This window comes from Rahnella inusitata (genome assembly GCF_003263515.1).
Lineage (GTDB): Bacteria > Pseudomonadota > Gammaproteobacteria > Enterobacterales > Enterobacteriaceae > Rahnella > Rahnella inusitata.
Genome location: NZ_JYDE01000032.1, coordinates 72,018 through 94,045 on the forward strand (window position 1 = coordinate 72,018; position 22,028 = coordinate 94,045).

The 22,028-nt window shown below is 56.3% G+C and carries 21 protein-coding genes and 1 tRNA gene; 16 read left to right on the forward strand and 6 right to left on the reverse strand.

Features of this window, described 5'->3' with window-relative positions; genetic code table 11:
• Position 1: 1 nt before the first annotated feature.
• From livM to TU92_RS17925, 8 genes are all read left to right on the forward strand, one after another.
• Positions 2 to 1,294, forward strand: a complete 1,293-nt coding sequence (gene livM / locus TU92_RS17890; RefSeq protein ID WP_112168535.1) for a high-affinity branched-chain amino acid ABC transporter permease LivM — start codon at positions 2 to 4, stop codon at positions 1,292 to 1,294.
• A gap of 11 nt (positions 1,295 to 1,305) precedes the next feature.
• Positions 1,306 to 2,181 carry an ABC transporter ATP-binding protein gene (locus tag TU92_RS17895; protein ID WP_112168566.1) on the forward strand — a complete coding sequence of 292 codons (876 nt, stop codon included), beginning with the start codon at positions 1,306 to 1,308 and terminating at the stop codon, positions 2,179 to 2,181.
• Positions 2,178 to 2,894 (forward strand): ABC transporter ATP-binding protein, encoded by a 717-nt coding sequence (locus TU92_RS17900; protein WP_112168536.1) that lies wholly within the window; start codon positions 2,178 to 2,180, stop codon positions 2,892 to 2,894. The genes TU92_RS17895 and TU92_RS17900 overlap by 4 nt, the downstream gene beginning before the upstream one ends.
• Positions 2,895 to 3,332: 438 nt before the next feature.
• Entirely contained in the window at positions 3,333 to 5,639 is a 2,307-nt protein-coding gene (gene opgB, locus TU92_RS17905) for a phosphatidylglycerol--membrane-oligosaccharide glycerophosphotransferase (protein ID WP_112168537.1), read from the forward strand.
• Positions 5,640 to 5,654: 15 nt separating this feature from the next.
• Positions 5,655 to 5,897 carry a helix-turn-helix domain-containing protein gene (locus tag TU92_RS22560; protein ID WP_112168538.1) on the forward strand — a complete coding sequence of 81 codons (243 nt, stop codon included), beginning with the start codon at positions 5,655 to 5,657 and terminating at the stop codon, positions 5,895 to 5,897.
• 168 nt (positions 5,898 to 6,065) lie between these two features.
• Positions 6,066 to 6,908: a MetQ/NlpA family ABC transporter substrate-binding protein gene (locus tag TU92_RS17915; RefSeq protein ID WP_112168539.1), complete on the forward strand. Its 843-nt coding sequence runs from the start codon at positions 6,066 to 6,068 to the stop codon at positions 6,906 to 6,908.
• Positions 6,909 to 6,919: 11 nt separating this feature from the next.
• The gene (locus TU92_RS17920) at positions 6,920 to 8,074 is read left to right on the forward strand and encodes a methionine ABC transporter ATP-binding protein (protein ID WP_112168540.1); all 1,155 of its coding nucleotides are present in this window, start codon (positions 6,920 to 6,922) and stop codon (positions 8,072 to 8,074) included.
• Positions 8,055 to 8,711: a methionine ABC transporter permease gene (locus TU92_RS17925; RefSeq protein WP_056780917.1), complete on the forward strand. Its 657-nt coding sequence runs from the start codon at positions 8,055 to 8,057 to the stop codon at positions 8,709 to 8,711. Before TU92_RS17920 ends, TU92_RS17925 begins: the two co-directional genes overlap by 20 nt.
• A 53-nt stretch (positions 8,712 to 8,764) precedes the next feature.
• Here the strand turns inward: TU92_RS17925 and TU92_RS17930 are convergent, their stop codons facing one another.
• Positions 8,765 to 10,078 (reverse strand): NAD(P)/FAD-dependent oxidoreductase, encoded by a 1,314-nt coding sequence (locus TU92_RS17930; RefSeq protein WP_112168541.1) that lies wholly within the window; start codon positions 10,076 to 10,078, stop codon positions 8,765 to 8,767.
• 322 nt (positions 10,079 to 10,400) lie between these two features.
• Between TU92_RS17930 and TU92_RS17935 the strand changes: the two genes are divergently transcribed.
• A complete protein-coding gene (locus tag TU92_RS17935; RefSeq protein ID WP_112168542.1) occupies positions 10,401 to 10,553 on the forward strand; it encodes a Hok/Gef family protein in 153 nt (50 codons plus the stop codon).
• Positions 10,554 to 10,714: 161 nt separating this feature from the next.
• Here the strand turns inward: TU92_RS17935 and TU92_RS17940 are convergent.
• Positions 10,715 to 10,790: transfer RNA gene (locus TU92_RS17940), tRNA-Asn, on the reverse strand.
• Positions 10,791 to 11,185: 395 nt separating this feature from the next.
• On the opposite strand from TU92_RS17940, the gene TU92_RS17945 reads away from it, so the two are divergent.
• The 7 genes from TU92_RS17945 (at position 11,186) to TU92_RS17975 (ending at position 18,288) form a co-directional block, all read left to right on the forward strand.
• Positions 11,186 to 12,058: a MurR/RpiR family transcriptional regulator gene (locus TU92_RS17945; protein WP_112168543.1), complete on the forward strand. Its 873-nt coding sequence runs from the start codon at positions 11,186 to 11,188 to the stop codon at positions 12,056 to 12,058.
• A gap of 30 nt (positions 12,059 to 12,088) precedes the next feature.
• Positions 12,089 to 12,670: a D-alanyl-D-alanine dipeptidase gene (gene ddpX / locus TU92_RS17950; RefSeq protein WP_112168544.1), complete on the forward strand. Its 582-nt coding sequence runs from the start codon at positions 12,089 to 12,091 to the stop codon at positions 12,668 to 12,670.
• A 68-nt stretch (positions 12,671 to 12,738) separates the two neighbouring features.
• Positions 12,739 to 14,289: an ABC transporter substrate-binding protein gene (locus tag TU92_RS17955; protein ID WP_244207731.1), complete on the forward strand. Its 1,551-nt coding sequence runs from the start codon at positions 12,739 to 12,741 to the stop codon at positions 14,287 to 14,289.
• A gap of 87 nt (positions 14,290 to 14,376) precedes the next feature.
• Positions 14,377 to 15,393 carry an ABC transporter permease gene (locus TU92_RS17960; protein ID WP_112168567.1) on the forward strand — a complete coding sequence of 339 codons (1,017 nt, stop codon included), beginning with the start codon at positions 14,377 to 14,379 and terminating at the stop codon, positions 15,391 to 15,393.
• 3 nt (positions 15,394 to 15,396) lie between these two features.
• Positions 15,397 to 16,308: a D,D-dipeptide ABC transporter permease gene (gene ddpC / locus TU92_RS17965; protein ID WP_112168546.1), complete on the forward strand. Its 912-nt coding sequence runs from the start codon at positions 15,397 to 15,399 to the stop codon at positions 16,306 to 16,308.
• 1 nt (position 16,309) lies between these two features.
• Positions 16,310 to 17,338, forward strand: a complete 1,029-nt coding sequence (locus TU92_RS17970) for an ABC transporter ATP-binding protein (protein ID WP_112168547.1) — start codon at positions 16,310 to 16,312, stop codon at positions 17,336 to 17,338.
• Positions 17,338 to 18,288 (forward strand): oligopeptide/dipeptide ABC transporter ATP-binding protein, encoded by a 951-nt coding sequence (locus TU92_RS17975; RefSeq protein WP_112168548.1) that lies wholly within the window; start codon positions 17,338 to 17,340, stop codon positions 18,286 to 18,288. Before TU92_RS17970 ends, TU92_RS17975 begins: the two co-directional genes overlap by 1 nt.
• Before the next feature lie 143 nt (positions 18,289 to 18,431).
• On the opposite strand, the gene TU92_RS17980 is transcribed toward TU92_RS17975, so the two are convergent.
• The 4 genes from TU92_RS17980 to galB are packed head-to-tail and all read right to left on the reverse strand — an operon-like array spanning position 18,432 to position 21,911.
• A complete protein-coding gene (locus TU92_RS17980; protein WP_112168549.1) occupies positions 18,432 to 19,319 on the reverse strand; it encodes a DUF1932 domain-containing protein in 888 nt (295 codons plus the stop codon).
• The gene (locus TU92_RS17985; protein WP_112168550.1) at positions 19,312 to 20,424 is read right to left on the reverse strand and encodes a 4-oxalomesaconate tautomerase; all 1,113 of its coding nucleotides are present in this window, start codon (positions 20,422 to 20,424) and stop codon (positions 19,312 to 19,314) included. Before TU92_RS17985 ends, TU92_RS17980 begins: the two co-directional genes overlap by 8 nt.
• A gap of 9 nt (positions 20,425 to 20,433) precedes the next feature.
• Entirely contained in the window at positions 20,434 to 21,159 is a 726-nt protein-coding gene (locus tag TU92_RS17990; RefSeq protein WP_112168551.1) for a 4-carboxy-4-hydroxy-2-oxoadipate aldolase/oxaloacetate decarboxylase, read from the reverse strand.
• Positions 21,156 to 21,911, reverse strand: a complete 756-nt coding sequence (galB, locus tag TU92_RS17995; RefSeq protein ID WP_112168552.1) for a 4-oxalmesaconate hydratase — start codon at positions 21,909 to 21,911, stop codon at positions 21,156 to 21,158. The genes TU92_RS17990 and galB overlap by 4 nt, the downstream gene beginning before the upstream one ends.
• Positions 21,912 to 22,028: the final 117 nt, after the last annotated feature.

Here is a 22,028-nt window from a genome sequence, read left to right on the forward strand (position 1 = left end):
AATGACGTCACAAACTGCTGTTATTGATGGCGGCTTCTCGCTGAAACGCTGTCTGCTGGATGCCATTTTCGCCGGGCTGGTCGCGCTGATTATCTTCGGGCCGGTGGTCGGCGTGGTGCTCGATGGCTACAGCTTCAACTTCCATTCACAACGGCTGGTGTGGATTATCGCCGCGGTCATGGCAGGGCGGTTCTTGCTTAGCGCCTTTCTGGAAACCGCCGCCGGGCAGAAAATGCGGGCACGCTTTGAAAGCGAAAGCGCGGGAGTGTATGTCCGGCCTGTGGATCATAAAAGCAGCCTGCGCTGGGTGCTGCCGCTGTTAATCGTGCTGGCGATATTCTTTCCGTTTGTCGCCACCAAATACATTCTGACCGTCGCGATTTTAGGGCTGATTTACGTGCTGCTCGGTCTCGGGCTGAATATTGTGGTCGGGCTGGCGGGGCTGCTGGATCTCGGGTACGTGGCGTTTTACGCCATAGGGGCTTACGGGCTGGCGCTTGGCTATCAGTATCTTGGTCTCGGGTTCTGGTCGATGCTGCCGCTGGCGGCATTGATGGCCGCTCTGGCCGGTGCGCTGCTCGGGTTCCCGGTGCTGAGGATGCACGGCGATTATCTGGCAATCGTCACGCTCGGCTTTGGTGAAATCATCCGGCTGGTGCTGACCAACTGGCTGTCGTTTACCGGCGGACCGAACGGCGTCTCTGCGCCTGCGCCAACCTTTTTCGGGCTGGAGTTCGGGCGGCGGGCGAAAGAGGGCGGCGTGCCTTTTCATGAGTTTTTCCATCTGACGTATAACCCCAACATGAAGTTTATTTTTATCTACGCCGTGCTGGTTCTGGTCGTATTGCTGGTGCTGTTCATCAAACACCGGCTGACGCGCATGCCGATTGGCCGTGCGTGGGAAGCGCTGCGGGAAGATGAAATCGCCTGCCGCGCGATGGGGCTGAATCACGTACTGGTAAAACTCTCCGCATTTACGCTCGGGGCCTCCACCGCCGGGATCGCAGGCGTGTTTTTCGCCACCTATCAGGGCTTCGTGAATCCTACCTCGTTTACCTTTTTCGAATCCGCGCTGATCCTCGCCATCGTAGTGCTTGGCGGCATGGGCTCGACCATCGGCGTGGTGCTGGCGGCGTTTGTGCTGACCGTCGCGCCGGAGCTGCTGCGCAGTTTTGCGGAATATCGCGTGCTGTTATTTGGCGTGCTGATGGTGGTGATGATGATCTGGCGGCCGCGCGGGTTGATCCGCATCAGCCGCAGCGGATTTGCCGTACGTAAAGGAGTCGCACCATGAATGCCGCGGTCATGAATGAAAGCATCCTCAGCGTTAAACATCTGATGATGCACTTTGGCGGTATTAAGGCGCTCAACGATGTGAGTCTCGACGTGAAGCGTGGTTCAATCACCGCCCTGATTGGCCCGAACGGCGCAGGGAAAACCACGGTCTTTAACTGCCTGACCGGTTTTTATAAAGCCTCCGGCGGCACGATTTCACTCAACACGCGTACAGGCTCGACCAACGTCGTTCAGGTGCTTGGGCAGAAATTTCAGCCGGATGACTGGCTGAAACCGGCGCAGCTCGGCAGGCGGATTTTCTACAAAATGTTTGGCGGCACCCATCTGGTGAACCGTGCCGGGCTGGCGCGCACCTTTCAGAATATCCGTCTGTTCCGCGAAATGTCGGTGGTGGAAAACCTGCTGGTGGCGCAGCACATGCAAACCAACCGCAATCTGATTGCCGGAGTGCTCAATACGCCGGGCTATCGTCGTGCCGAGAATCAGGCGCTGGATCGGGCGTTTTACTGGCTGGAAGTGGTGGAACTGGTGGACTGCGCCAACCGGCTGGCGGGGGAGATGTCTTACGGCCAGCAGCGGCGGCTGGAGATCGCCCGCGCCATGTGCACCGCGCCGGAAATGATTTGCCTTGATGAACCGGCCGCCGGGCTGAATCCGGTGGAAACCCGCACACTGAGCAAAATTATCCGCTTCCTGCGTGACCATCACGACATTACGGTGCTGCTGATCGAACACGATATGGGCATGGTGATGGAGATTTCCGATCACATTATTGTGCTCGACCACGGCGACGTGATTGCCGGAGGGCCGCCGCAGGAGATTGTAAACAATGAGAAAGTCATCGCAGCCTATCTGGGTGCTGACGAAGACGAGGTCAGCCTATGAGCCAGGCGATGCTGGAGTTTAGGGAGGTGGACGTCTATTACGGCGCGATCCAGGCGTTGCAACAGGTCTCTTTGCAGGTGGATCAGGGCGAAACTGTGGCGCTGATCGGCGCGAACGGGGCGGGAAAATCAACGCTGCTGATGTCGATTTTTGGCCAGCCGCGCATTCGCAGCGGTCAGATTTTATTTTGTGGCGAAGATATCAGCCGTAAATCCACGCATTTTGTGGCATCAAAGGGCATTGCGCAGTCGCCGGAAGGGCGGCGCGTTTTCCCGGATATGACCGTCGAAGAAAACCTGCTGATGGGCACCATTCCCATCGGCAATAAATACGCGGCGGAGGATCTGCAAACAATGTTCGAACTGTTCCCGCGCCTGAAAGAGCGACGCAGGCAGCGGGCGATGACCATGTCCGGTGGAGAGCAGCAAATGCTGGCGATTGCGCGGGCACTGATGAGCCGTCCGAAACTGTTGTTGCTGGATGAACCGAGCCTTGGCCTCGCACCGATTGTCGTCAAACAGATCTTCCAGACGCTGCGGGAACTGGCACGTAACGGTATGACGATTTTTCTGGTTGAACAGAATGCGCACCATGCCCTGAAACTCTCCGATCGCGCTTACGTGATGGTTAACGGTCAGATCCGCATGAGCGGCAGCGGGGAGGCGTTGCTGGTCGATCCGCAGGTCAGGAAGGCGTACTTAGGCGGCGCGTAGGAAACTCGACTGCACTGAACATTCAGACCCGTGATGCCCGTATCGCGGGTTTTTTTAGATGTCCCTCTCAGTTTTATCTGATTCCCAAAACCCTCCTCCACAATTTGCTCATACTCTTCCGATAACATCCAATTCCTACAATTTAGTGACCGGAAGGTTAAATCTTTGAGGTATCATACAGAGATAACCATCACGAATTTGTGAGAAAGAGGTTTATTCGGACAAATCAGTGACCTAAAACAGCATCAGGGCGTTGACCCCCTGTTGTTCAGCAGGCTATATAGCGTCACCCGTTTTTGGCACAAAATTTTCCTGTCTCAGGGATGAAGTGAATGACAAACGGGTCATTTACTCGATGAATTGAACCGTCGGCGCTGCTGACCAATCAGCAGACTGGGTCGTTGTGTTTATTTTTTTTAATCAGACAGGGCGCTAAAAATGGCTTCTGAGTGGCTTTCATTTGTTTTGTTTCTCTCCTCTATCTATTTCTACGTCACACGGGCGTCGGCCGGGCGCATCTGGTTTTCGCTGGTGCTGTTCTTTTTAGGGCTTTACGTCATTCTGAACGTGATCCTTATCGGCAGTAACTATTTCACCGGTGAGGGCATCACCGATGCCGTGCTCTATACCGTCACCAGCAGCCTGAAAGGCGCCGGTCTGAACAAATACATCCTGCCGTTCCTTGGTTTACTGGCCGGTTTGATCATCGTCTTCTGGCTGCTTGCCTGGGGGCTCAAACAACGTCGCGCCAAAAACAGCAGCGCGGTGTACAGCGTGCTGGCCGTGGTGCTGGCGGTGTTCTCGGTCGGCTCCACGCAGGCATTCCAGAACATTTCCCGCCTGGTGAAAACCCAAATCTCCGGCAGCGGTGCAGATTTTGATACCTACTACAAAGTCCCGGTCAAAGCCGTGAAGGGCGAGAAAAAGCCGAATCTGGTCTACATCTACGGCGAAAGTCTGGAACGCACTTATTTCGATGACAACGTCTTTCCGGGGCTGACCACTGAACTGAGTCGCCACAAAGCGCAGAGCACCGATTTTACTAACACTAAGCAGGTGCCGGGCACCGGTTACACCATCGCCGGTATGGTGGCTTCTCAGTGCGGCATCCCGCTGTTTGCGCCGTTTGACGGCAATGCCTCCAGCGCCTTAGCGACGTTCTATCCGGAAAACGTTTGTCTGGGTGATGTCCTCAAAGGCGCCGGCTACACCAATTATTTCTATCAGGGGGCGGAACTGGCGTTTGCCGGTAAAGGCACCTTCCTGAAGTCCCACGGTTTTGATCATCTGTACGGCTATAACGAACTGCGTCCGACCGTTGCGGATCCGGCGTACAAAAATGACTGGGGCTGGTATGACGACACGCTGCTGGACGAGGTGTACAAGAAGTTTGTCGAGCTGAGCAAAGCTGGCAAACCGTTCTCCCTGTTCACGCTGACTGTCGATACGCATCACCCGGACGGTTTTATCTCCCGTGGCTGCACACGTAAAGCCTATCCGCTGACCGGCAAACCGAATCAGTCTTTGAGCGCCGTCTCGTGCAGTCAGGAGCTGATTGCGGCGTTTATCGACAAGATCAAAGCCTCGGGCTATTTCGATAACACCCTCATCGTGGTGTCTTCCGATCATCTGGCGATGAACAACACCGCTTACAGCACGCTGACCAAACAGAATCGCAAAGACCTGTTCTTCGTGCTCGATGGCCGTCATCCGGTGGGCGATCTGAATGCCGCCAAGCGCAGCACGCTCGATAACGGCGCCACTGTGCTGGATATGATGGGCGGCGATAACTACATTGGCCTCGGACGCAGTGGGATTTCCGCGACGTCCATGACCGAGCAGTTCCTCAATATCGATGACAAAGTGAATGCCTGGAAACCGGCGGTTATCAAACAGTGGGGCTTCCCAAACAGCATCAAAAATTACACCGTCAGCAACAAGGAAAACAGCTTCACTTTCTCTGGCATGACCATCAAAACGCCGTTCATTTTGAAAGTCACCAAAGACAAAATCGAGCCGATGTTTGACGTCTATTTATCCACGCCGCTGAAAAAACAGCTCGCTACGCTGTCAACCAGCGATAACTTCGTCTGGGTGGATAAATGCTATGAAATGGGCCGCGTCTGGGCACCTGAGCTGTCGCTCAATACCGGTCTCTGCGTGGCGTCCGGTAATCTCGGGGCGCGCCCGACTATCGTGCAGGCGAACGGCGATAGCTTCAAAGGTAAAGTCGATTTTGTGAAGGACATGTCTGGCAGCAATGCGATTTATCAGCAGACGGTGAAAACGCTCAATATTGATGATGCGGAGACGACGTATAAATCCGCCGCGATTGCCTTCATGGTACCGGGGCTGCCTGAGCAGGTGAAAGCGATTGCCGGGGTTTCCGCCGTGGAGAACTGGGGACGCTGGTCTGATGCGAATCTCGCGCCGTCGGTGAAAATCGATTACGTCAAACCGTTGCCAACCACTTTCGACGTGGTGATCCGCGCCAGAGCCTACGGCAGTAACATCGATAAACCGGTGTCAGTCCGCGTTGGCGATCAGGAGCAATTCGTCTCCTTTGGTGATAAAGACGGCACGGTGAAAGTTCAGTTCACCAATCCTGGTGCGGCGCAAAGCATTGTCATCACGCCGCCGTCACCGACCGAACCAACCGAAGGCACCAGCGGCGGTTTCCAGCCGCGTAAGCTCGGCATCGGCATGGTTTCACTGGAGGTGCAGCCGGTGGAACCCCAGTCCTGAGACCGACGTGTAAGAATGAGAAAAAAACCCGCTGCGGCGGGTTTTTTATTAGCTGAAGTTCCACCCCGCGCAGGTTTAGCGGATCCGCCCGTCAGCCAGCCACCGAGTGCCAGTCTGCCTTCTTCAAACACCAGAATCTGGTCGGCGTCGCGTGTGAGCGTTTCGACTGCCGCATATCACGTGGGCTATACGCCCGCTCATTTCTCCGTTGTTTTTCGCAAAAAGTTTGGTGTTTCACCCAAATCCCTGCGCGGATAGCCCTTATCTTTTTTATCGCTTTACTTTACCATTTCACATATTCATTTCAGGAATATGTATCTCTGAAACAATATTATAAAGAAATAAGCCGATGGGTATACTCGCCAAATTCCTGCACAGAATCACAGCCCTGTGCAGGCAGCTCATACACACTTTTGGGGATACTCGATGCGTACAAAATTTAACAAAACTAAGACCCGTGTTAACCGTGCTTTTTTACTGGCAGCGACGTCCGCTGTCATGATTTCCAGCGGCATTTTGGCTCCGCTGACGGCTGCTCATGCAGCAGATAAAACAACCATCAAAGTCGGTATCATCAGCGGCGAAGACGAAGATGTCTGGCGCGAAGTGGTGAAGCAGGCAGCGGCGAAAGGGCTGACCGTTAAGCCGGTGGTGTTTAATGATTACAACCAGCCTAACGAAGCGTTGCAAAATGGCGAAGTCGATGCCAACGCCTTCCAGCATCAGCCGTTCCTCGATAATCAGATCAAAGTGAATCATTACGACATCGTGCGCGTCGGTTATACCGCCGTGTGGCCAATCGGTTTGTATTCTAAAAAAGTGAAAAAAGCTGACGAGCTGAAAGACGGTGCGGTCATTGGCGTGCCTAACGATCCGGCCAACGAAGCGCGCGGCCTGATCCTGCTCGAACAATCCGGTGTGATTAAACTTAAACCGGGCGCAGGCATTTTCGCGACCACCGCAGACATCACAGAAAACCCGCGCCACGTCGTCATCAAAGAGCTGGACTCCGGCATTATTGGCCGTTCCGTGCCTGATCTGGATGCAGCAATCGTCAACACTGACTGGGCGCTGAAAAGTGGCCTGACGCCAGCCGATCGCATTGCGCAGGAGCCGGTCAAAGGCAACCCGTACAATAACTTCATTGCAGTGAAAACAGAAAACGCCAATGCGCCGTGGGTGAAAACACTCGTTTCCTCCTACCAGAACGACGACGTGAAAAAAGTGTTTGATAAGGTTTATAAAGGCACCGGCGTCACGGCCTGGTAAGGATGTAAAGCATGACGATAATCTCTGAGATCGACGCGCATTTTACCGCTACCTCTGCGGATGACAAAAAAGCCGCCGCAGCGGGAGTAAACGCGTTCGTAAGAGCTGAGCGAACAAGCGCGGCAGATGATGCCGAAGACGTGGTGCGATTGCACCGCGTTAGCCGCCGGTTCGGCACCACGCAGGCACTCAAGGATGTGTCGTTAACGGTAAGGCGGGGAGAAATCCTCGGCCTTATCGGCCGCAGCGGGGCAGGGAAATCCACCCTGATCCGCTGTCTTAACGGACTGGAGCAACCCGACGACGGTGTGATCGAAATCGAAGGCCACGCGATAACCGGCCTGAGTGAGAAAGCGTTGCAATCGGTGCGCAGCCGCGTCGGCATGGTATTTCAGCATTTTAATTTGCTGTCGGCCAAAACCGTCGAACAGAACGTCGCGCTGCCGCTGAAAATCGCCGGATATGACAAGGCTCGCCGTCAGGCGCGTGTGGCCGAATTGCTGGCGCTGGTCGGGCTGGAAGACAAAGCCAAAAACTATCCGGCAGCGTTGTCTGGCGGGCAAAAGCAGCGCGTCGGCATTGCGCGCGCGCTGGCTGCCAGTCCGGCATTGTTACTGTGCGATGAAGCCACTTCGGCGCTTGACCCTGAAACCACCCGCTCTATTCTGGCGCTGTTGCAGTCGCTGAATCAGACACTCGGCATCACTATTTTGCTCATCACTCATGAGATGGAAGTGATCAAAAAGATCGCTCATCGGGTGGCGGTCATTAACGGCGGGGAAATTATCGAAGAAGGCCCCGTTTGGCAGGTGTTTGCCCATCCTCAGTCGCAGCTGACACGCACCCTTTTACAGGGCTTGCTGCCGCAACTGCCGGAGGCGCTGGCCGAACGGCTGACGCCGGTACGTCAGGGCGAGGCGATTTACAGCGTCCATTACGCCGGGCAGGGCAGACAGGGCGAAATCCTTACGCTGATGGCTGCCGAACTGCCGGGACAATTTCGCCTGATCCAGGGCGGGGTCGATCATATTCAGCATTACGCCATCGTGCGCTTTTTCTTCTCTGTGCCGGTCGATAATGCCGCCTCAGAGCAGGCCGTTTTACACTGGTTGGAACAGCACCAGGCAACCGTGGAGCTGACAGGCTATGTCTCCAGTAATGCTTGATTTATTGATTAATGCCGTCGAAGAAACGTTGCTGATGACCGCCATCTCCGGGCTGTTTTCCCTGATTGCCGGTCTGCCTTTAGGGCTGATTTTGGTGATGAGCAGCCCCGGCGGCATCGCTGAAAACCGCTGGGTGAACCGGTCGCTCGGGCTTGTCATCAACGGTTTTCGCTCGTTGCCGTTCATCATTTTGCTGGTGGCGTTAATTCCGGTCACACGCTTTTTGGTGGGCACATCACTCGGGACGTGGGCGGCGATCGTTCCGCTTTCCATTACTGCGACGCCTTACTTTGCGCGCGTGGCTGAAGTCTCCCTGCGAGATGTTGATCGCGGGCTGATCGACGCTGTGCGGGCGATGGGTGCGAGCAAACTGCGCATTGTCTGGGACGTACTTATCCCGGAAGCCTTGCCAGGCATTTTGTCCGGATTCGTTGTGACGCTGGTGGCGCTCATTGGTGCATCGGCGATGGCCGGTGCGATTGGCGCGGGCGGGTTAGGTGATCTGGCAATCCGCTACGGCTACCAGAGGTTTGAAACGGTAGTCATGATTGAAGTGATTGTCGTGCTGATTGTCATGGTGTGCGGTATTCAGTGGCTGGGCGACCGCATCGTCGCCCGCGTCGATAAACGTCATTAGCCCTCGCTGATTAAACAAGCCGGTCATCTTTTTCAAGTTGACCGGCTTTCGCGTTACAGCTCACTGCGCGAACGCCAGCGCTCACGGGCCATAAAACTCTTCACACCGACATCCAGGAACGGGCGCGGCGGCAGATAATTGGCGCGTCCGACGGTTTGCATATCCGCCAGCAGCGGATTGTCTTCCCCCAGCGCATGTTCTGCCAGCAACCGGCCAAATGCGCTTTGCTTGGAACTTCCTGAGCCGTTACATCCCGCCGATGAGTACACATTCTCCGACAGATTTCCCCAGACCGGTGCACCGTTGCGGGTAATGCTGATGAGACCTGACCAGGTGTAAGCCATATTGACGTCCTGTAGCTGCGGGTAAATTCGCGCGAACAGCTGCTGATGGCGGCGGGCGTGGCGGCCAGTCTCCACCGCGCCGGTCACCAGACCCGGCGTAAAGTTGACGTGCTCGCGGATCAGAAAACGGTGATCGGCGGTGTAGCGCAGGGTCGCCCCGGCCAGTGCATTCACCGGGGTTGAGCCCCAGGGTAAAATATCGCCAATGCGCTGGCGCTGTTCCGGCGTCAGCGGCTCGGTCAGCGTCGCGAAGGTCGACATCGCAAACACGTTCCCTTTAAACAGCGGCAATCCCCGCGCCGCGCCGTTGATCGCCAGCATCAGTTTACGCGCCCGCACTTCACCATGCGGCGTTTCAGCCCGGATAGCGCCCTGGGTATCGATCTGCAAGGCAGGGGAGTTGGCGTAGACCGTCACATTCGACGGCAGCGATGCGACCAGCCCGCTGATAAGCGCTGCCGGATTCACCAAAATGCAGTTCGGCGTATACACGGCGCTGCGATAAAAACCGGTGCCCAGACGCTGTTTCAGTGCTGTGTTATCCAGCAGTTCAAAGCTTTCGCCGAGCGTCTTGAGCTCCTGCTGATAGTGCGCAATCTCGCCGTCAAACTGCTCGCTGACCGCGCAATGGTATTTACCCGAATTCTGCCAGTCACATTCAATAGCGTGCTGATCAACAGTTTCTTTCAAACTCTGTAGCCCAAACTGCAACAGCCGGCGATAGGTATGAGCCTGCTCCAGCTCTGCCGACGTACTGCCCACCGTGTGCGGCAGGTCTATCACAAACCCGGAATTACGCGCCGAGGCGTTATCTGCCACGTCCAAAGCTTCGAGCACCACAACGTGCTCATGCGGACGAAGTTCGGCAATCCGCCTTGCAAATGCCAGCCCTGCAAACCCGGCACCGATCACCAGCCAGTCTGCCGTCACGTTGCCGTGCAAAGCGGAATGACGCGGGGTATTCCCCCGAAGTGCTGCCCAGCCGTTGATATTTTGATCAAGAGGTAAATTTCTAATTTTCATTGTCGCATCATGCCGTTATCCCGGAGAGTTCGATCCTAATTCATGGCCGTATAGATGTCTAATGCGCAATAAGGATAAAGATATAACGGTTGGAGTAACGACAGTGAGTAAGTGGTGAAAATTAGGACAAAATGAATAAAAAGCAGGCTGGGGAATATGGGTAAAATGCGCGCGGGTGCTTGAGGCTTATGTGGCTTGAGCATTGTTGTTCAGAACATATAAGGCAAAAGCCCCGAGTTAATTTTTCAATCAACCCGAGGCTTTCCATACCTAGACAGCATGAGAATAGCCTCTTAAAAGCAGAAATGCAACGGAGGGTAAGATGTCGCGAAAGCTTGTTTTACATGGACTCATCGTGATTTGTTTCACGCTGTTGGCCTGGACCTGGATGGTACGTGACTCACTGTGTGAGCTGCATATTAAACAGGGTTTGACGGAAATTGCGGCAGTCTTAAGCTACGAAATTAAGCGCTAACCGTAGGGTGGGGTTCGCCCCACCTTTTTGGTTGTTGTCGAAGTATAGGACCTCAGGCACCCATTCCTGCTTCGTCGTTTACGTTCATGCTTTACCGTATATCACTGTTTTCCAGACAGCAAAAAGCCCGCTTAAGTTTCCTTAAGCGGGCTTTTCTAATTTGGCTCCTCTGACTGGACTCGAACCAGTGACATACGGATTAACAGTCCGCCGTTCTACCGACTGAACTACAGAGGAATCGTTGGAACGGGGCGAATAATAGCGACTGCCCCTGTGCATGTCAAAGGGTTAACGAAAAAAGTTGTCTGACTGCTTTCTTAATATCCAACTTGTTGACTATTAAGACAAAGTGATTAAATCCTCCGCCATTTTGTTCTTCCGCTCCCACGCTGACAGCCAATGTTGCACTAAAAGCACTCATAAGCTGCCTGTTTGTTGTGCATCAGTTGCGAGCATTGTTGCTGATCCCCAATCCTGAGCACGTTTTTTGCCACCTTTAAGCCCTGAGAGAGCAGCGAATTCAGAGCTGCTGCACAAATTTCAATCATTTTTCGCAATTGGCACACCCCGTGCATTGTTATCTCACTAACAACCACTAGCTTTATGACAATAAAGCAACATGAGATTAACCGATGCAGCCAGCGCAGGATGTGATTGAACAAATCGAAGCCTCGTTTGCCGGGCAGACGCCAACGGGGAAACGCATTGCCAGTTATTTGCTGGCGAATCTTGCACAAATTCCGTTTGAGACTGCCGACAGCATCGCGCGAAGCGCGGCGACCAGCGGGATTTCGGTGGGACGTTATTTGCGCAGCCTCGGGTATCGCAATCTGGACGACTTTAAGCAAACACTGCGTCAACAAAGTGGTACCTCCTACCAGCCGTGGGTGGTCACTGACCGCCTGGGGGCGTACCGCGAACGCAGCAAACAACCGCGACAGGAAAAGCTTGAAGAGTCACTGACGCTCGAACTCGACGCCATCCATCACGTCTATCAGCTGGCGCAGACCGGGAGTTTTGCGCAGGTAAGCCGTCGTCTGGCCGAGGCCGAGGCGGTGTTTATTCTCGGCATTCAGTCGGTGCGTGGGATCGCCAATAATTTCTCGAGCTATCTCGAATATCTGCGCCCGAAAGTGTATTTCGCCGACGGCCTTTCCGGCACCTATGTCGAATCCCTGAATTCCGAATTCGCCCGTCCGTATCTGGTGGTCACCGACACCCGTGCGTATTCGAAACTGGCGCAAACCTATTGTGAAGCGGCCTGCGAGCGCGGGCTGAACGTGGCGCTGATCACCGACATTTATTGCCCCTGGGCGCGCGATTATCCGGTGGATTTATTGCAGGTTAAAACGGACACCGGTCAGTTCTGGGATTCGATGGCGCCACTCAGCTGCCTTTTCAACCTGTTGTGTTCCTCGGTGCTGGAACTGCGCGGAAACGACGTCGAAGAGCGGCTGGCAAATAACCGGATTTTGCAGAAACAGCTCGGCCAGTTTGAATCGTAATTTTCTAAAAACAGCGGACAGAGTTTATTGATGAATACCAAAACACCTGACGTACCCCTGATCGATCTGGCGCAGGCGCTGCCCGATGCGGTGATCGACCTGAAATATGCCACCGCAGATAACCTGACCGGTCAGCCGATTTATCGTGAGTCGCGCTGCCTGTTGCATCCGGACGCCGCTGCCGCGCTGGTTCGCTGCGACGCCGTGGCAAAGCTGGCGGGATTGCGGCTGAAAATCTACGACGCTTATCGCCCGCAGGCGGCGCAGGCCTGTTTGTGGGCTGCGTTTCCCAACCCGGATTATGTAGTGGATATCAAGCTCGGATCCCACCACAGCCGCGGTGTGGCGGTGGATCTTACCCTGCTCGATGAGCGTGGTGAGGTGCTGGATATGGGCGCGGGCTTTGACGAAATGACTGAAGTCTCGCACCCGTTTTATCCGGATTTACCGCCGCACATTCAGCGCAACCGACTGTTGCTCAATGCCGTGATGGCTGCGGGTGGCTACAAGGGTATCACCAGCGAGTGGTGGCACTTTGAATTACCGGATGCCAAAACGTATCCGTTGTTGGAAGAGCGGTTTGGCTGCTATCCGCCAATTGACGCCGCCTGATCCTCGTCTCTCTTTTTCCTCAAGCCAGGAGTTCAACGATGAATAACACAGCAATCAGTTCATTGCGCATGTCCACAAAAACGCGGATCGCCGGTGCCATTTTACTCGCGGTATCAGGATTAAGTCTCTCAGCGCAGGCGGCGGTGCCGAAAGACATGCTGGTGATCGGTAAGGCCGCGGACCCGCAAACGCTGGATCCGGCGGTGACTATCGACAATAACGACTGGACGATCACTTACCCGGCCTATCAGCGGCTCGTCCAGTATAAAACGCAGGGGGGCAAAGGATCGACACAGGTGGAAGGGGATCTGGCCGCCAGCTGGACTGCTTCACCCGATCAGCTGATCTGGACGTTCAAACTCAAGCCCGGCGCAAAATTTGATGACGGCACCGACGTGAATGCCGATGCGGTGAAATGGTCGTTCGAGCGCCTGATGAAAATCGGTCAGGGCCCGTCGGAAGCCTTTCCGAAAGATATGACCGTCACGGTAGTTGATCCGATGACCGTCACCTTTACGCTGAAATCACCGTTTGCCCCCTTCCTCTACACGCTGGCGAATGACGGCGCGGGCATCGTCAATCCGGCCATCGCCAAAGCCAATCCTGCTGATGAAGGAAAAGCCTGGCTGGCCGGTCATACAGCCGGTTCCGGTCCTTACAAGCTGGACCGCTGGCAGAAAGGGCAGCAACTGATGCTGGTGCCAAACCCGCATTACAGCGGCGCTAAACCGGCCTTTAAACGCGTGACGGTAAAAATTATCGGCGAGAGTGCCACCCGCCGCCTGCAACTGTCGCGCGGCGATCTGGATATTGCCGATTCCCTGCCGATGGATCAGCTGGCGGCGCTGAAGAAAGAAGACAAAGTCGCCGTCGAAGAATTCCCGTCATTACGTGTGACCTATCTGTATCTCAATAACGCCAAAACGCCGCTTAATCAGGTGGATTTACGCCGTGCGATTTCCTCAGCCGTGGATTATCAGGGCATGGTAAAAGGCATCATGGGCGGGAACGCTAAACAGATGCGTGGGCCGATCCCGGAGGGCATGTGGGGTTTCGACCCGACGGCGAAGCAGTACACCTTCGACATGACGCAAGCCAAAGCCGATTTCACCAAAGTGAAAGACAAACCGCAGACGCTGGATTTCCTCTATTCGGATAACGATCCGAACTGGGAATCTATCGCGCTGGCGGTGCAGGCGAGCCTCGGTCAGGCCGGGATCAGCGTTAAGCTGGAAAAACTGGCCAACGCCACCATGCGCGACCGTATCGGGCAGGGTGATTACGACATTTCTATCGGCAACTGGAGCCCGGATTTCGCCGACCCGTACATGTTTATGAACTACTGGTTCGAGTCTGACAAAAAAGGGCTTCCGGGCAACCGTTCCTTCTATTCCAATCCTGACGTCGATGCGTTGCTGAAAAAAGCGGTGTCGGTCACCGACCAGAAACAGCGTACGGATTATTACCAGCAGGCGCAGAAAATTGTCATTGACGAAGCGGCTTACGTGTATCTGTTCCAGAAAAACTATCAGGTCGCGATGAACAAAGACGTCAAAGGTTTTGTGTTCAATCCGATGCTGGAGCAGGTGTTCAACGTCGGCCAGATGAGCAAAAAGTAAATCCCCGTATTGATTCCGCATAAACCCAACATACGTCGCGTCGCCACCGCATCTGCAACGCGAAGTATGGAGGGTTTGGGAGGCGAAATGACTTCTTGGACACTAATCCGCCAGCGATGCTGGGGGCTGGTTTTGGTGATGATAGGGGTATGCGTTATTACTTTTATCATCTCGCATATGATCCCCGGCGACCCGGCGCGTCTGCTGGCAGGCGATCGTGCCAGCAATGAAATGGTCGCGCATATCCGTCAGCAACTGGGTTTGGATCAGCCGTTGTATGTGCAGTTTTTCCGTTACGTTAGCGATTTGCTGCATGGTGATCTTGGCACGTCAATTCGCACCGGTCGTCCGGTGCTGGAAGACCTGAAAGCCTTCTTCCCGGCCACCTTAGAACTGGCGTTTACCGCGCTGTTTCTGGCAATTGTGCTGGGTATTCCGCTCGGCGTGCTGTCAGCGGTTTATCAGAATAAATTCCCCGATCATCTGGTGCGTTTACTTTCCGTGCTGGGGATTTCCACTCCGGCATTCTGGCTGGGGTTGGGCGTCATTATCCTGTTTTACGGCCATCTGAATCTGCTGCCGGGCGGCGGAAGGCTGGATGACTGGCTGGACCCGCCTGCCAATATCACCGGTTTTTACGTTCTTGATTCCTTACTGACCGGCAACTGGGAGACTTTCTGGAACAGCCTGCAACATCTGGCGATGCCTGCGCTGACGCTGGCGTTCGTGCATATGGGGATTGTGGCGCGGCAGATCCGTTCGGCGATGCTCGAACAGCTTAACGAAGATTATATCCGCACCGCGCGTGCCAACGGTTTATCGCGCTGGCGGGTGATCCTCAGCCATGCGTTGCCCAATGCGCTGATCCCGTCGGTGACCGTGCTCGGTCTGGCGATGGGGGATTTACTGTACGGCGCGGTGCTGACCGAAACCGTGTTCGCCTGGCCAGGGATGGGGGCGTATGTGGTCAACTCGATTCAGGCGCTGGATTTCCCGGCGGTGATGGGGTTTGCGGTGGTGGTGTCGTTTGCTTACGTCATCGTCAATTTGTGTGTGGATTTACTGTATGTGTGGATCGATCCACGCATTGGCCGGGAGGGGTGACCGATGTCTGTTATTGAACCGGGTGTGAACAATCACCGTGCCGATATCGTGGCACCGGACGTCAGGCCGCGCTTCGCCAGCTGGCGGCGAACATTTCATCTGCTGAGCCGCAGCCCGCTGACCATGTTGGGTCTGGCAATCATGCTCATTGTGCTGTTTATCATGATTTTCTCGCCGTGGCTGGTGCCGTACGATCCCAATGCCATCAGCCTGACCGATCGCCTGCAGGCACCTTCTGCCGGGCACTGGTTTGGCACCGATGAAGTCGGGCGTGATTTATTTAGCCGGGTGCTGACAGGCAGCCAGCAATCGGTCGCCGCCGGGCTGGCGGTGGTCATCATCGCGGGCAGCATCGGTTCACTGCTCGGCTGCTTCTCCGGCGTGGTGGGCGGCCTTGTCGATGCGCTGATCATGCGCTGTATGGACATCATGCTGTCGGTGCCGTCGCTGGTGCTGACCATGGCGCTGGCCGCCGCGCTCGGCCCGAGTCTGTTCAACGCGATGCTGGCCATTGCCGTGGTGCGCATTCCGTTTTACGTCCGGCTGGCCCGCGGGCAAACGCTGATGTTGCGCCATCAGGCGTACATGCAGGCGACGCGCACCTTTGGCGCGTCGCGCTGGCATCTCATCACCTGGCACGTCTTGCGTAACGTGATGCCGCCGCTGGTGGTGCAAGCGTCGCTTGATATCGGTACGTCGATTCTGATGGCTGCCACGCTGGGCTTTATCGGCCTCGGCGCGCAGCAACCGACCGCCGAGTGGGGCGCGATGGTCTCCAATGGCCGCAACTATATTCTCGATCAGTGGTGGTATTCGGCGTTTCCCGGCGTGGCCATTCTGATAACGGCCACCGGTTTCAACCTGTTCGGCGACGGTCTGCGCGACCTGCTGGATCCCAAAAGCAGAGGGCGCTGAGATGACAGAACAACCCACCGCACCGGTGCTGGAAATCGACAAACTGCAACTGGTGTTTCCCGTATACGGCGGCGAAGTGAAAGCGTTGAATCAGGTCTCGCTGGCGGTCCACGCCGGAGAAATCGTCGGCGTGGTAGGGGAATCCGGCTCCGGTAAATCGGTCACCGCAATGATGGCGATGCGCCTGCTGCCACCGGACGGTTTTACCGTCACCGGCGGCACACTTCGCATGCTTGGCACCGACGTGGTACACGCCAGCGAAGAGGAAATGCGTACACTGCGCGGCGCGCGGGTGGCGATGATTTTTCAGGAGCCGATGAACGCGCTGAACCCGACGCGTAAAATTGGCCGACAGATGTGCGAAGTCATCTGCCTGCATCAGAAAGTCAGCCGGGCCCAGGCGTGGAAAAAGGCTATCGGACTGCTCGACGACATGCAGATTGCCGACGCGGAACAGGTGATGTCGCGCTATCCGTTCGAGCTTTCCGGCGGAATGCGTCAGCGCGTGTTGATCGCAATGGCATTTTCCTGCGAACCGGAACTGATCATCGCCGACGAACCGACCACTGCACTGGACGTCACGGTGCAGCGTCAGGTCTTACGGCTGTTGCAGCGTAAAGCCAGGGCCAGCGGCACTGCGGTGTTGTTTATCACGCACGATATGGCGGTGGTTTCACAACTGTGCGACCGGGTTTACGTGATGTACGCCGGGCATGTAATTGAAAGCGGCAATACGGCGGAGGTGATCGACTCGCCGTCGCACCCGTATTCCATCGGATTATTGCAGGCCGCGCCGGAAAACGGTACGCCGCGCAGTCTGCTTAAAGCGATTCCCGGCACGGTGCCGAATCTGGCTAAACTGCCGCAGGGCTGCGCCTTTCGCGGGCGCTGTCAGCACGCCGATGACCGTTGTTTCGTCACGCCAGAACTCGCTGCGCAAAAGGCATTTCCGCAGCAATCTGTCGCCTGCTGGCATCCGCAACGTATTGCCAGCCCGTCACCTTTACCCCCTATTGAGGAGCTATCCTGATGATTGCTGAACACTTAGTGGAACTTCAGGATGTACGCGTGCGTTTCCCCGCGACCGTCAACTGGCGAGGCAAACCCACCGGCTACGTCCATGCGCTGAACGGTTTAGATCTCAACATCATTCGCGGCGAAACCCTGGGGATCGTCGGCGAATCCGGCTGTGGAAAAAGTACGCTGGCGCAGTTGCTGATGGGCCTGCAAAAGCCGAGCAGCGGTGAGATTCACCGCGCCCGTCACGATAACTCCTGGTTTGGTTCCGGCATGCAGATGGTGTTTCAGGATCCGCAGTCCTCGCTCGATCCGCGTCTGCCGATCTGGCGGATTATCACTGAGCCGGTGTTCGTGCAAAAACACAACAGCAGCCGTGAGCGCCGCGAGTTAGCTGCCACGCTGGCCGGGCAGGTCGGCATCCGCGCAGAGTATCTCGACCGCCTGCCGCACGAATTTTCCGGCGGCCAGCGTCAGCGCATTTCCATCGCCCGCGCGCTTTCTTCCGAACCGGATATCATCGTGCTCGATGAACCGACCTCCGCCCTGGATATTTCCGTACAGGCGCAAATCCTCAATCTGCTGGTCGAACTGCAACGCCAGCGCAATCTGACGTTTGTGCTGATTTCGCACAACGTCTCGGTGGTCCGTCACATGAGCGATCGCGTGGCGGTGATGTATCTTGGTCAAATCGTTGAACTCGGCGCGGCTGAAAAAGTACTGACCGATCCCCAACATCCGTACACCCGCCTGCTGCTCGATTCCGTCCCCCGCGCCGGGCGTGCGCTGGATGACGGCATTGTCGATAAAAAAGGTGAGTTACCCAGTAACCGGAACCTGCCGAAAGGCTGTTATTTTCGGGAGCGATGCCCGCTGGCGGGAGACGGATGTCAGATGCCGCAGGATCTGGCCCGCGCGGCGGGAGGGGGCGTCGCGAGGTGTCATCGCGTACATGTCGTTTAGCGGGCATAAATGGTTAGTTTGTGCAGATTTGCTGTGCTCCTCCCCCTGCGAAGGGGGAGGCCGGGAGGGGGTATAACGGGCAATAAATTTGTTGAAACACACTTCAACTTTTTCATTTGAGTTCAATACCCCACCCCGAGCACTCACCGACGATGCAATAAATCTACCATCTGCGTCCAGTCAAACGGCTGAAGATCTCCATATCGGATCCCTTTCACGGCCAGCGCATCCACCAGCCCTTGCTGGCACAGCACTGTCCCGCGGCTCATGTCTCCGGCGACGCCGACATCTTCCAATGTTTTCACCACTTCCCGCATCTCCTCCGCGCGGCGTTTGCCGTGTTCCGCTATCCGGCTGATGAGATAATGCGGGAATGCACCGTCCCAGCCCAGTGACGGAAAACTGGCGTGCAGCGAAGCGACGACTTCCTGTTCGATACCGTATTGTCGGGCGGCGGTAAGGCATTCGGCGGTCAGGGCTTCCAGTCCTTTGATCATCACGCTGCGACACATCTTGATTGCCGAGGCTTCGCCGACCACGTTGCTGTGTACCTGACTGCTAAAACCTTGTCCGTTGAGCCATTGGCTGACCGCGTGGGCGTGTGTACCGCCAAGCAGCAGCGGGGTTTTCAGGCGTGCCGGCGGGTAGGGCGCCATCACGGCGACGTCAATGTAGGCGCCGCTCGCCTGTTCGATGGCGTCCATCGCGCTGCGTTTGGTGTTTGGCGAAACCGAATTTAAATCAAGGAAGGTTTGATACGCAGTAATATGCCGTGCGACGTCGCGGGCGACGTTGAGGGATTCGGCGGCGGTGACGGCAGAGAAAATAATCTGGCTGCCTTTAACAGCATCTTGCAGGCTTGCTTCCAGACGGATCCCCGCCAGATGAGCGCGTTCACAGAGAAACCCGGCACCGGTTTGTTTATCGAACGCCACGATATCCAGTGACGGATCCTGCTTTTTTAAATCGGTGGCCAAAATAGTGCCGACTTCGCCGAAGCCGATTAAGGCGATACGGGTGACATTATTCATCCTCATTCTCCTGACGACCGTCCCAGACGCTGGCCGCAATGGCGATGCGGCCTTCAAAGATCAGCCGGGCGGTGCGTAACAACGCGCAGCCGGTCAGGCGTTCAGCGCCGGTGCCGGTCGGATCGAGTTGTAATTCGACGCTGAATTCGCCGGTCGGGTGTTCCACGCTGACAAGTGGCGAGTCGCCGGAAGGCGTGCGCGCCAGCCCTTCAGTGACGGAGCCTTGGATCAGGCAGGCGCTGGCGACGCTGACCGCGCCGAGTACGCCGATCGACGCGTGACAGCGATGGGGAATAAACGTCCGGCTGGCGAGCGTGCCGCCGTCGCGCGGTTCGGCGATCAGCGTCATTTTCGGCACGGTGCGCTGAGCGACGTCGCCGAGATTCATTTTCACACCGGCCTGCAAGCGGATGGATTCCAGCCGTTGTTTGAGTTCATCATCGGCATCGAGCTGTTCGCGGGTTTCATAGCCGCTGCGGCCGAGATCGGCGGCGCGCAGCAGAACCACCGGCATGCCGTTGTCAATGCAGGTGACCTCAATGCCGTCAAAGGTATCGCGCGCATGACCAGTCGGTAACAGTGCGCCGCAGCTGGAACCGGCAATATCCGCGAACTCAATGCTGATTTTTGCCGCTGTGCCGGGCACGCCGTCAATACGCAAATCACCCTGATAGCGTACCTGTCCGTCTTCCACCGGCACACTGGCGGTGGCAATCTGGCCGGTGTTTTCCATATAAATCCGCACCGGCGTAATGCCTTCGCGGGCGGATATCAGCTGACGTTCGATGGCGAAAGGGCCTACCGCGGCCAGAATATTGCCGCAGTTTTGGCCATAATCCACCACCGCTTTGTCGACATTCACCTGTGCAAACAGGTAATCAACATCGGCATCTGGCCTCGCCGACGGGCGCACTATCGCCACTTTGCTGGTCAGGGGATCCGCGCCGCCGAGGCCATCTATCTGGCGCGGATCGGGCGAACCCATCACCGCCAGCAGCACGCGGTCGCGCAATTTTTCGCTCCGTGGCAAATGCTCAGCCAGAAAGAATGCGCCTTTAGAGGTGCCACCGCGCATCAGCATGCAGGGAATTCGGGTCTGTGGCATGACGGCTCCTCAGCGTTTTTCGGCCTGTTCCAGGTCTTCGATGGAATCGAAATAGGTCAGCCCTTTTTCGGCCAGACGCGGACGCATGCTGTAGATATCCAGCCCCAGTTCGCCGCCCGCCATGCGCGCACGTTTGCTCTCTTCCAGCGCTTCGCGTTCGCGGCTGGCGTGGAGAACCTGCGCGACCTCTTCACGACGAATGACCGCCACACCGTCGTCGTCAGCCACAATTGCATCCCCCGGATACACCAGCTGACCGGCACAAACCACCGGCACATTCACCGAACCGAGGGTTTCCTTCACCGTCCCCTGCGCGTAAACCGCGCGTGACCAGACGCGAAAGCCCATCTCACGCAAGGTTTTGGTGTCACGCACGCCCAGATCGGCGACCAGCCCGACCACGCCGCGCGCTTTCAGCGACGTTGCCAGCAGATCGCCGAAGAAACCGTCGGAACAGGGAGACGTTGGGGCGACCACCAGAATATCGCCCGGCTGACACTGTTCTACCGCCACATGAAACATCCAGTTATCACCCGGCGCGGTCAGAACCGTGACGGCGCTGCCGGAAATCGCGCAGTCTTGCTGAATCGGGCGGATGGCCGGGTCGAGCAGGCCCTTGCGACCCTGCGCTTCGTGAACCGTGGCCACGCCGAACGCGGCCAGCGCGTTCACGTCCGCTTTGTTCGCCCGTGGAATATTGCGCACCACCACGCCTTTTTTACCGATCAGACTCATGCCAAATCCTCCGTCACGCGCGGGAAGATGCTTTGATAGCCTTCGCCGTACACGATGTTTTTGGTGCTGGTGATGCCGACGTTACGTTTGGCCTGTACGCCGCGCTGCTGAGCGACGCGGGTGTAGTATTCCCACAAATGTTCCTGTCCGGCCATGCACTGAATGGCCTGATATTTTTTGTCCCAGACGTCGGTGATATCGAGCAGAACGTCAGGCTTCCATTCACACTGTTCCGGCTGATGTGGCTCGAAACAGTAGACCGGCGGCGCGCCGACGATGGTTTCGCCCGGCTTATAACCCTCAGCCTGCGCGATAATCCGCGCTTCCTGCGCCAGATGGGTGGCCATCGGGTGATCGTAGTTGTACGGGTCTTTCAGCGAGTGCGTCAGCACGAAATGTGGCTGCACGCGGCGGTAAACGTCGGCCAGGCGGAACAGCGATTCTTTGTCACCGCGCAAGGGATAATCGCCCATATCAAAAAATTCGACGGTCGCGCCGAGGATGTCCGCCGCCGCCATCGCTTCTTCACGCCGCGACGCCTTCACAATCTCTTCGCTCATATTGCCTTTACGCCACAGCTTGGCGGATTCACCGCGTTCACCAAAAGACAGACAAACGATGTGAACGGCGTAACCGGCCTGCGTATGTTTGGCGATGGCACCGCCTGCACGCCAGACGAAATCGGCGGAGTGGGCGCTGACCACTAAAGCACTTTTGGCGTTTTTTACATCATCTTGCTTGAACTGAGTCATGAGGCGTTTCCTTCGTTTTTGTTCTGATCCCGGAAGAGGTTCTGCATTCGTCCATGCTGTCAGTCTGCGTATCTGGCGGGTAATTCATTTAATTGCAGGGGGTATGCGTTTTATTTA

Coding starts and splice junctions, on each gene's coding strand:
- TU92_RS17970 (WP_112168547.1), top strand. CDS start 16,310: ATGACAGAACAACCCACCGCACCGGTGCTGGAAATCGACAAACTGCAA.
- ddpC (WP_112168546.1), top strand. CDS start 15,397: ATGTCTGTTATTGAACCGGGTGTGAACAATCACCGTGCCGATATCGTG.
- TU92_RS17980 (WP_112168549.1), bottom strand. CDS start 19,319: ATGAATAATGTCACCCGTATCGCCTTAATCGGCTTCGGCGAAGTCGGC.
- opgB (WP_112168537.1), top strand. CDS start 3,333: ATGGCTTCTGAGTGGCTTTCATTTGTTTTGTTTCTCTCCTCTATCTAT.
- TU92_RS17985 (WP_112168550.1), bottom strand. CDS start 20,424: ATGCCACAGACCCGAATTCCCTGCATGCTGATGCGCGGTGGCACCTCT.
- livM (WP_112168535.1), top strand. CDS start 2: ATGACGTCACAAACTGCTGTTATTGATGGCGGCTTCTCGCTGAAACGC.
- TU92_RS17960 (WP_112168567.1), top strand. CDS start 14,377: ATGACTTCTTGGACACTAATCCGCCAGCGATGCTGGGGGCTGGTTTTG.
- TU92_RS17920 (WP_112168540.1), top strand. CDS start 6,920: ATGACGATAATCTCTGAGATCGACGCGCATTTTACCGCTACCTCTGCG.
- TU92_RS17945 (WP_112168543.1), top strand. CDS start 11,186: ATGCAGCCAGCGCAGGATGTGATTGAACAAATCGAAGCCTCGTTTGCC.
- TU92_RS17930 (WP_112168541.1), bottom strand. CDS start 10,078: ATGAAAATTAGAAATTTACCTCTTGATCAAAATATCAACGGCTGGGCA.
- TU92_RS17925 (WP_056780917.1), top strand. CDS start 8,055: ATGTCTCCAGTAATGCTTGATTTATTGATTAATGCCGTCGAAGAAACG.
- TU92_RS17955 (WP_244207731.1), top strand. CDS start 12,739: ATGTCCACAAAAACGCGGATCGCCGGTGCCATTTTACTCGCGGTATCA.
- TU92_RS17915 (WP_112168539.1), top strand. CDS start 6,066: ATGCGTACAAAATTTAACAAAACTAAGACCCGTGTTAACCGTGCTTTT.
- galB (WP_112168552.1), bottom strand. CDS start 21,911: ATGACTCAGTTCAAGCAAGATGATGTAAAAAACGCCAAAAGTGCTTTA.
- TU92_RS22560 (WP_112168538.1), top strand. CDS start 5,655: ATGAGAAAAAAACCCGCTGCGGCGGGTTTTTTATTAGCTGAAGTTCCA.
- TU92_RS17900 (WP_112168536.1), top strand. CDS start 2,178: ATGAGCCAGGCGATGCTGGAGTTTAGGGAGGTGGACGTCTATTACGGC.
- TU92_RS17935 (WP_112168542.1), top strand. CDS start 10,401: ATGTCGCGAAAGCTTGTTTTACATGGACTCATCGTGATTTGTTTCACG.
- ddpX (WP_112168544.1), top strand. CDS start 12,089: ATGAATACCAAAACACCTGACGTACCCCTGATCGATCTGGCGCAGGCG.
- TU92_RS17895 (WP_112168566.1), top strand. CDS start 1,306: ATGAATGAAAGCATCCTCAGCGTTAAACATCTGATGATGCACTTTGGC.
- TU92_RS17990 (WP_112168551.1), bottom strand. CDS start 21,159: ATGAGTCTGATCGGTAAAAAAGGCGTGGTGGTGCGCAATATTCCACGG.
- TU92_RS17975 (WP_112168548.1), top strand. CDS start 17,338: ATGATTGCTGAACACTTAGTGGAACTTCAGGATGTACGCGTGCGTTTC.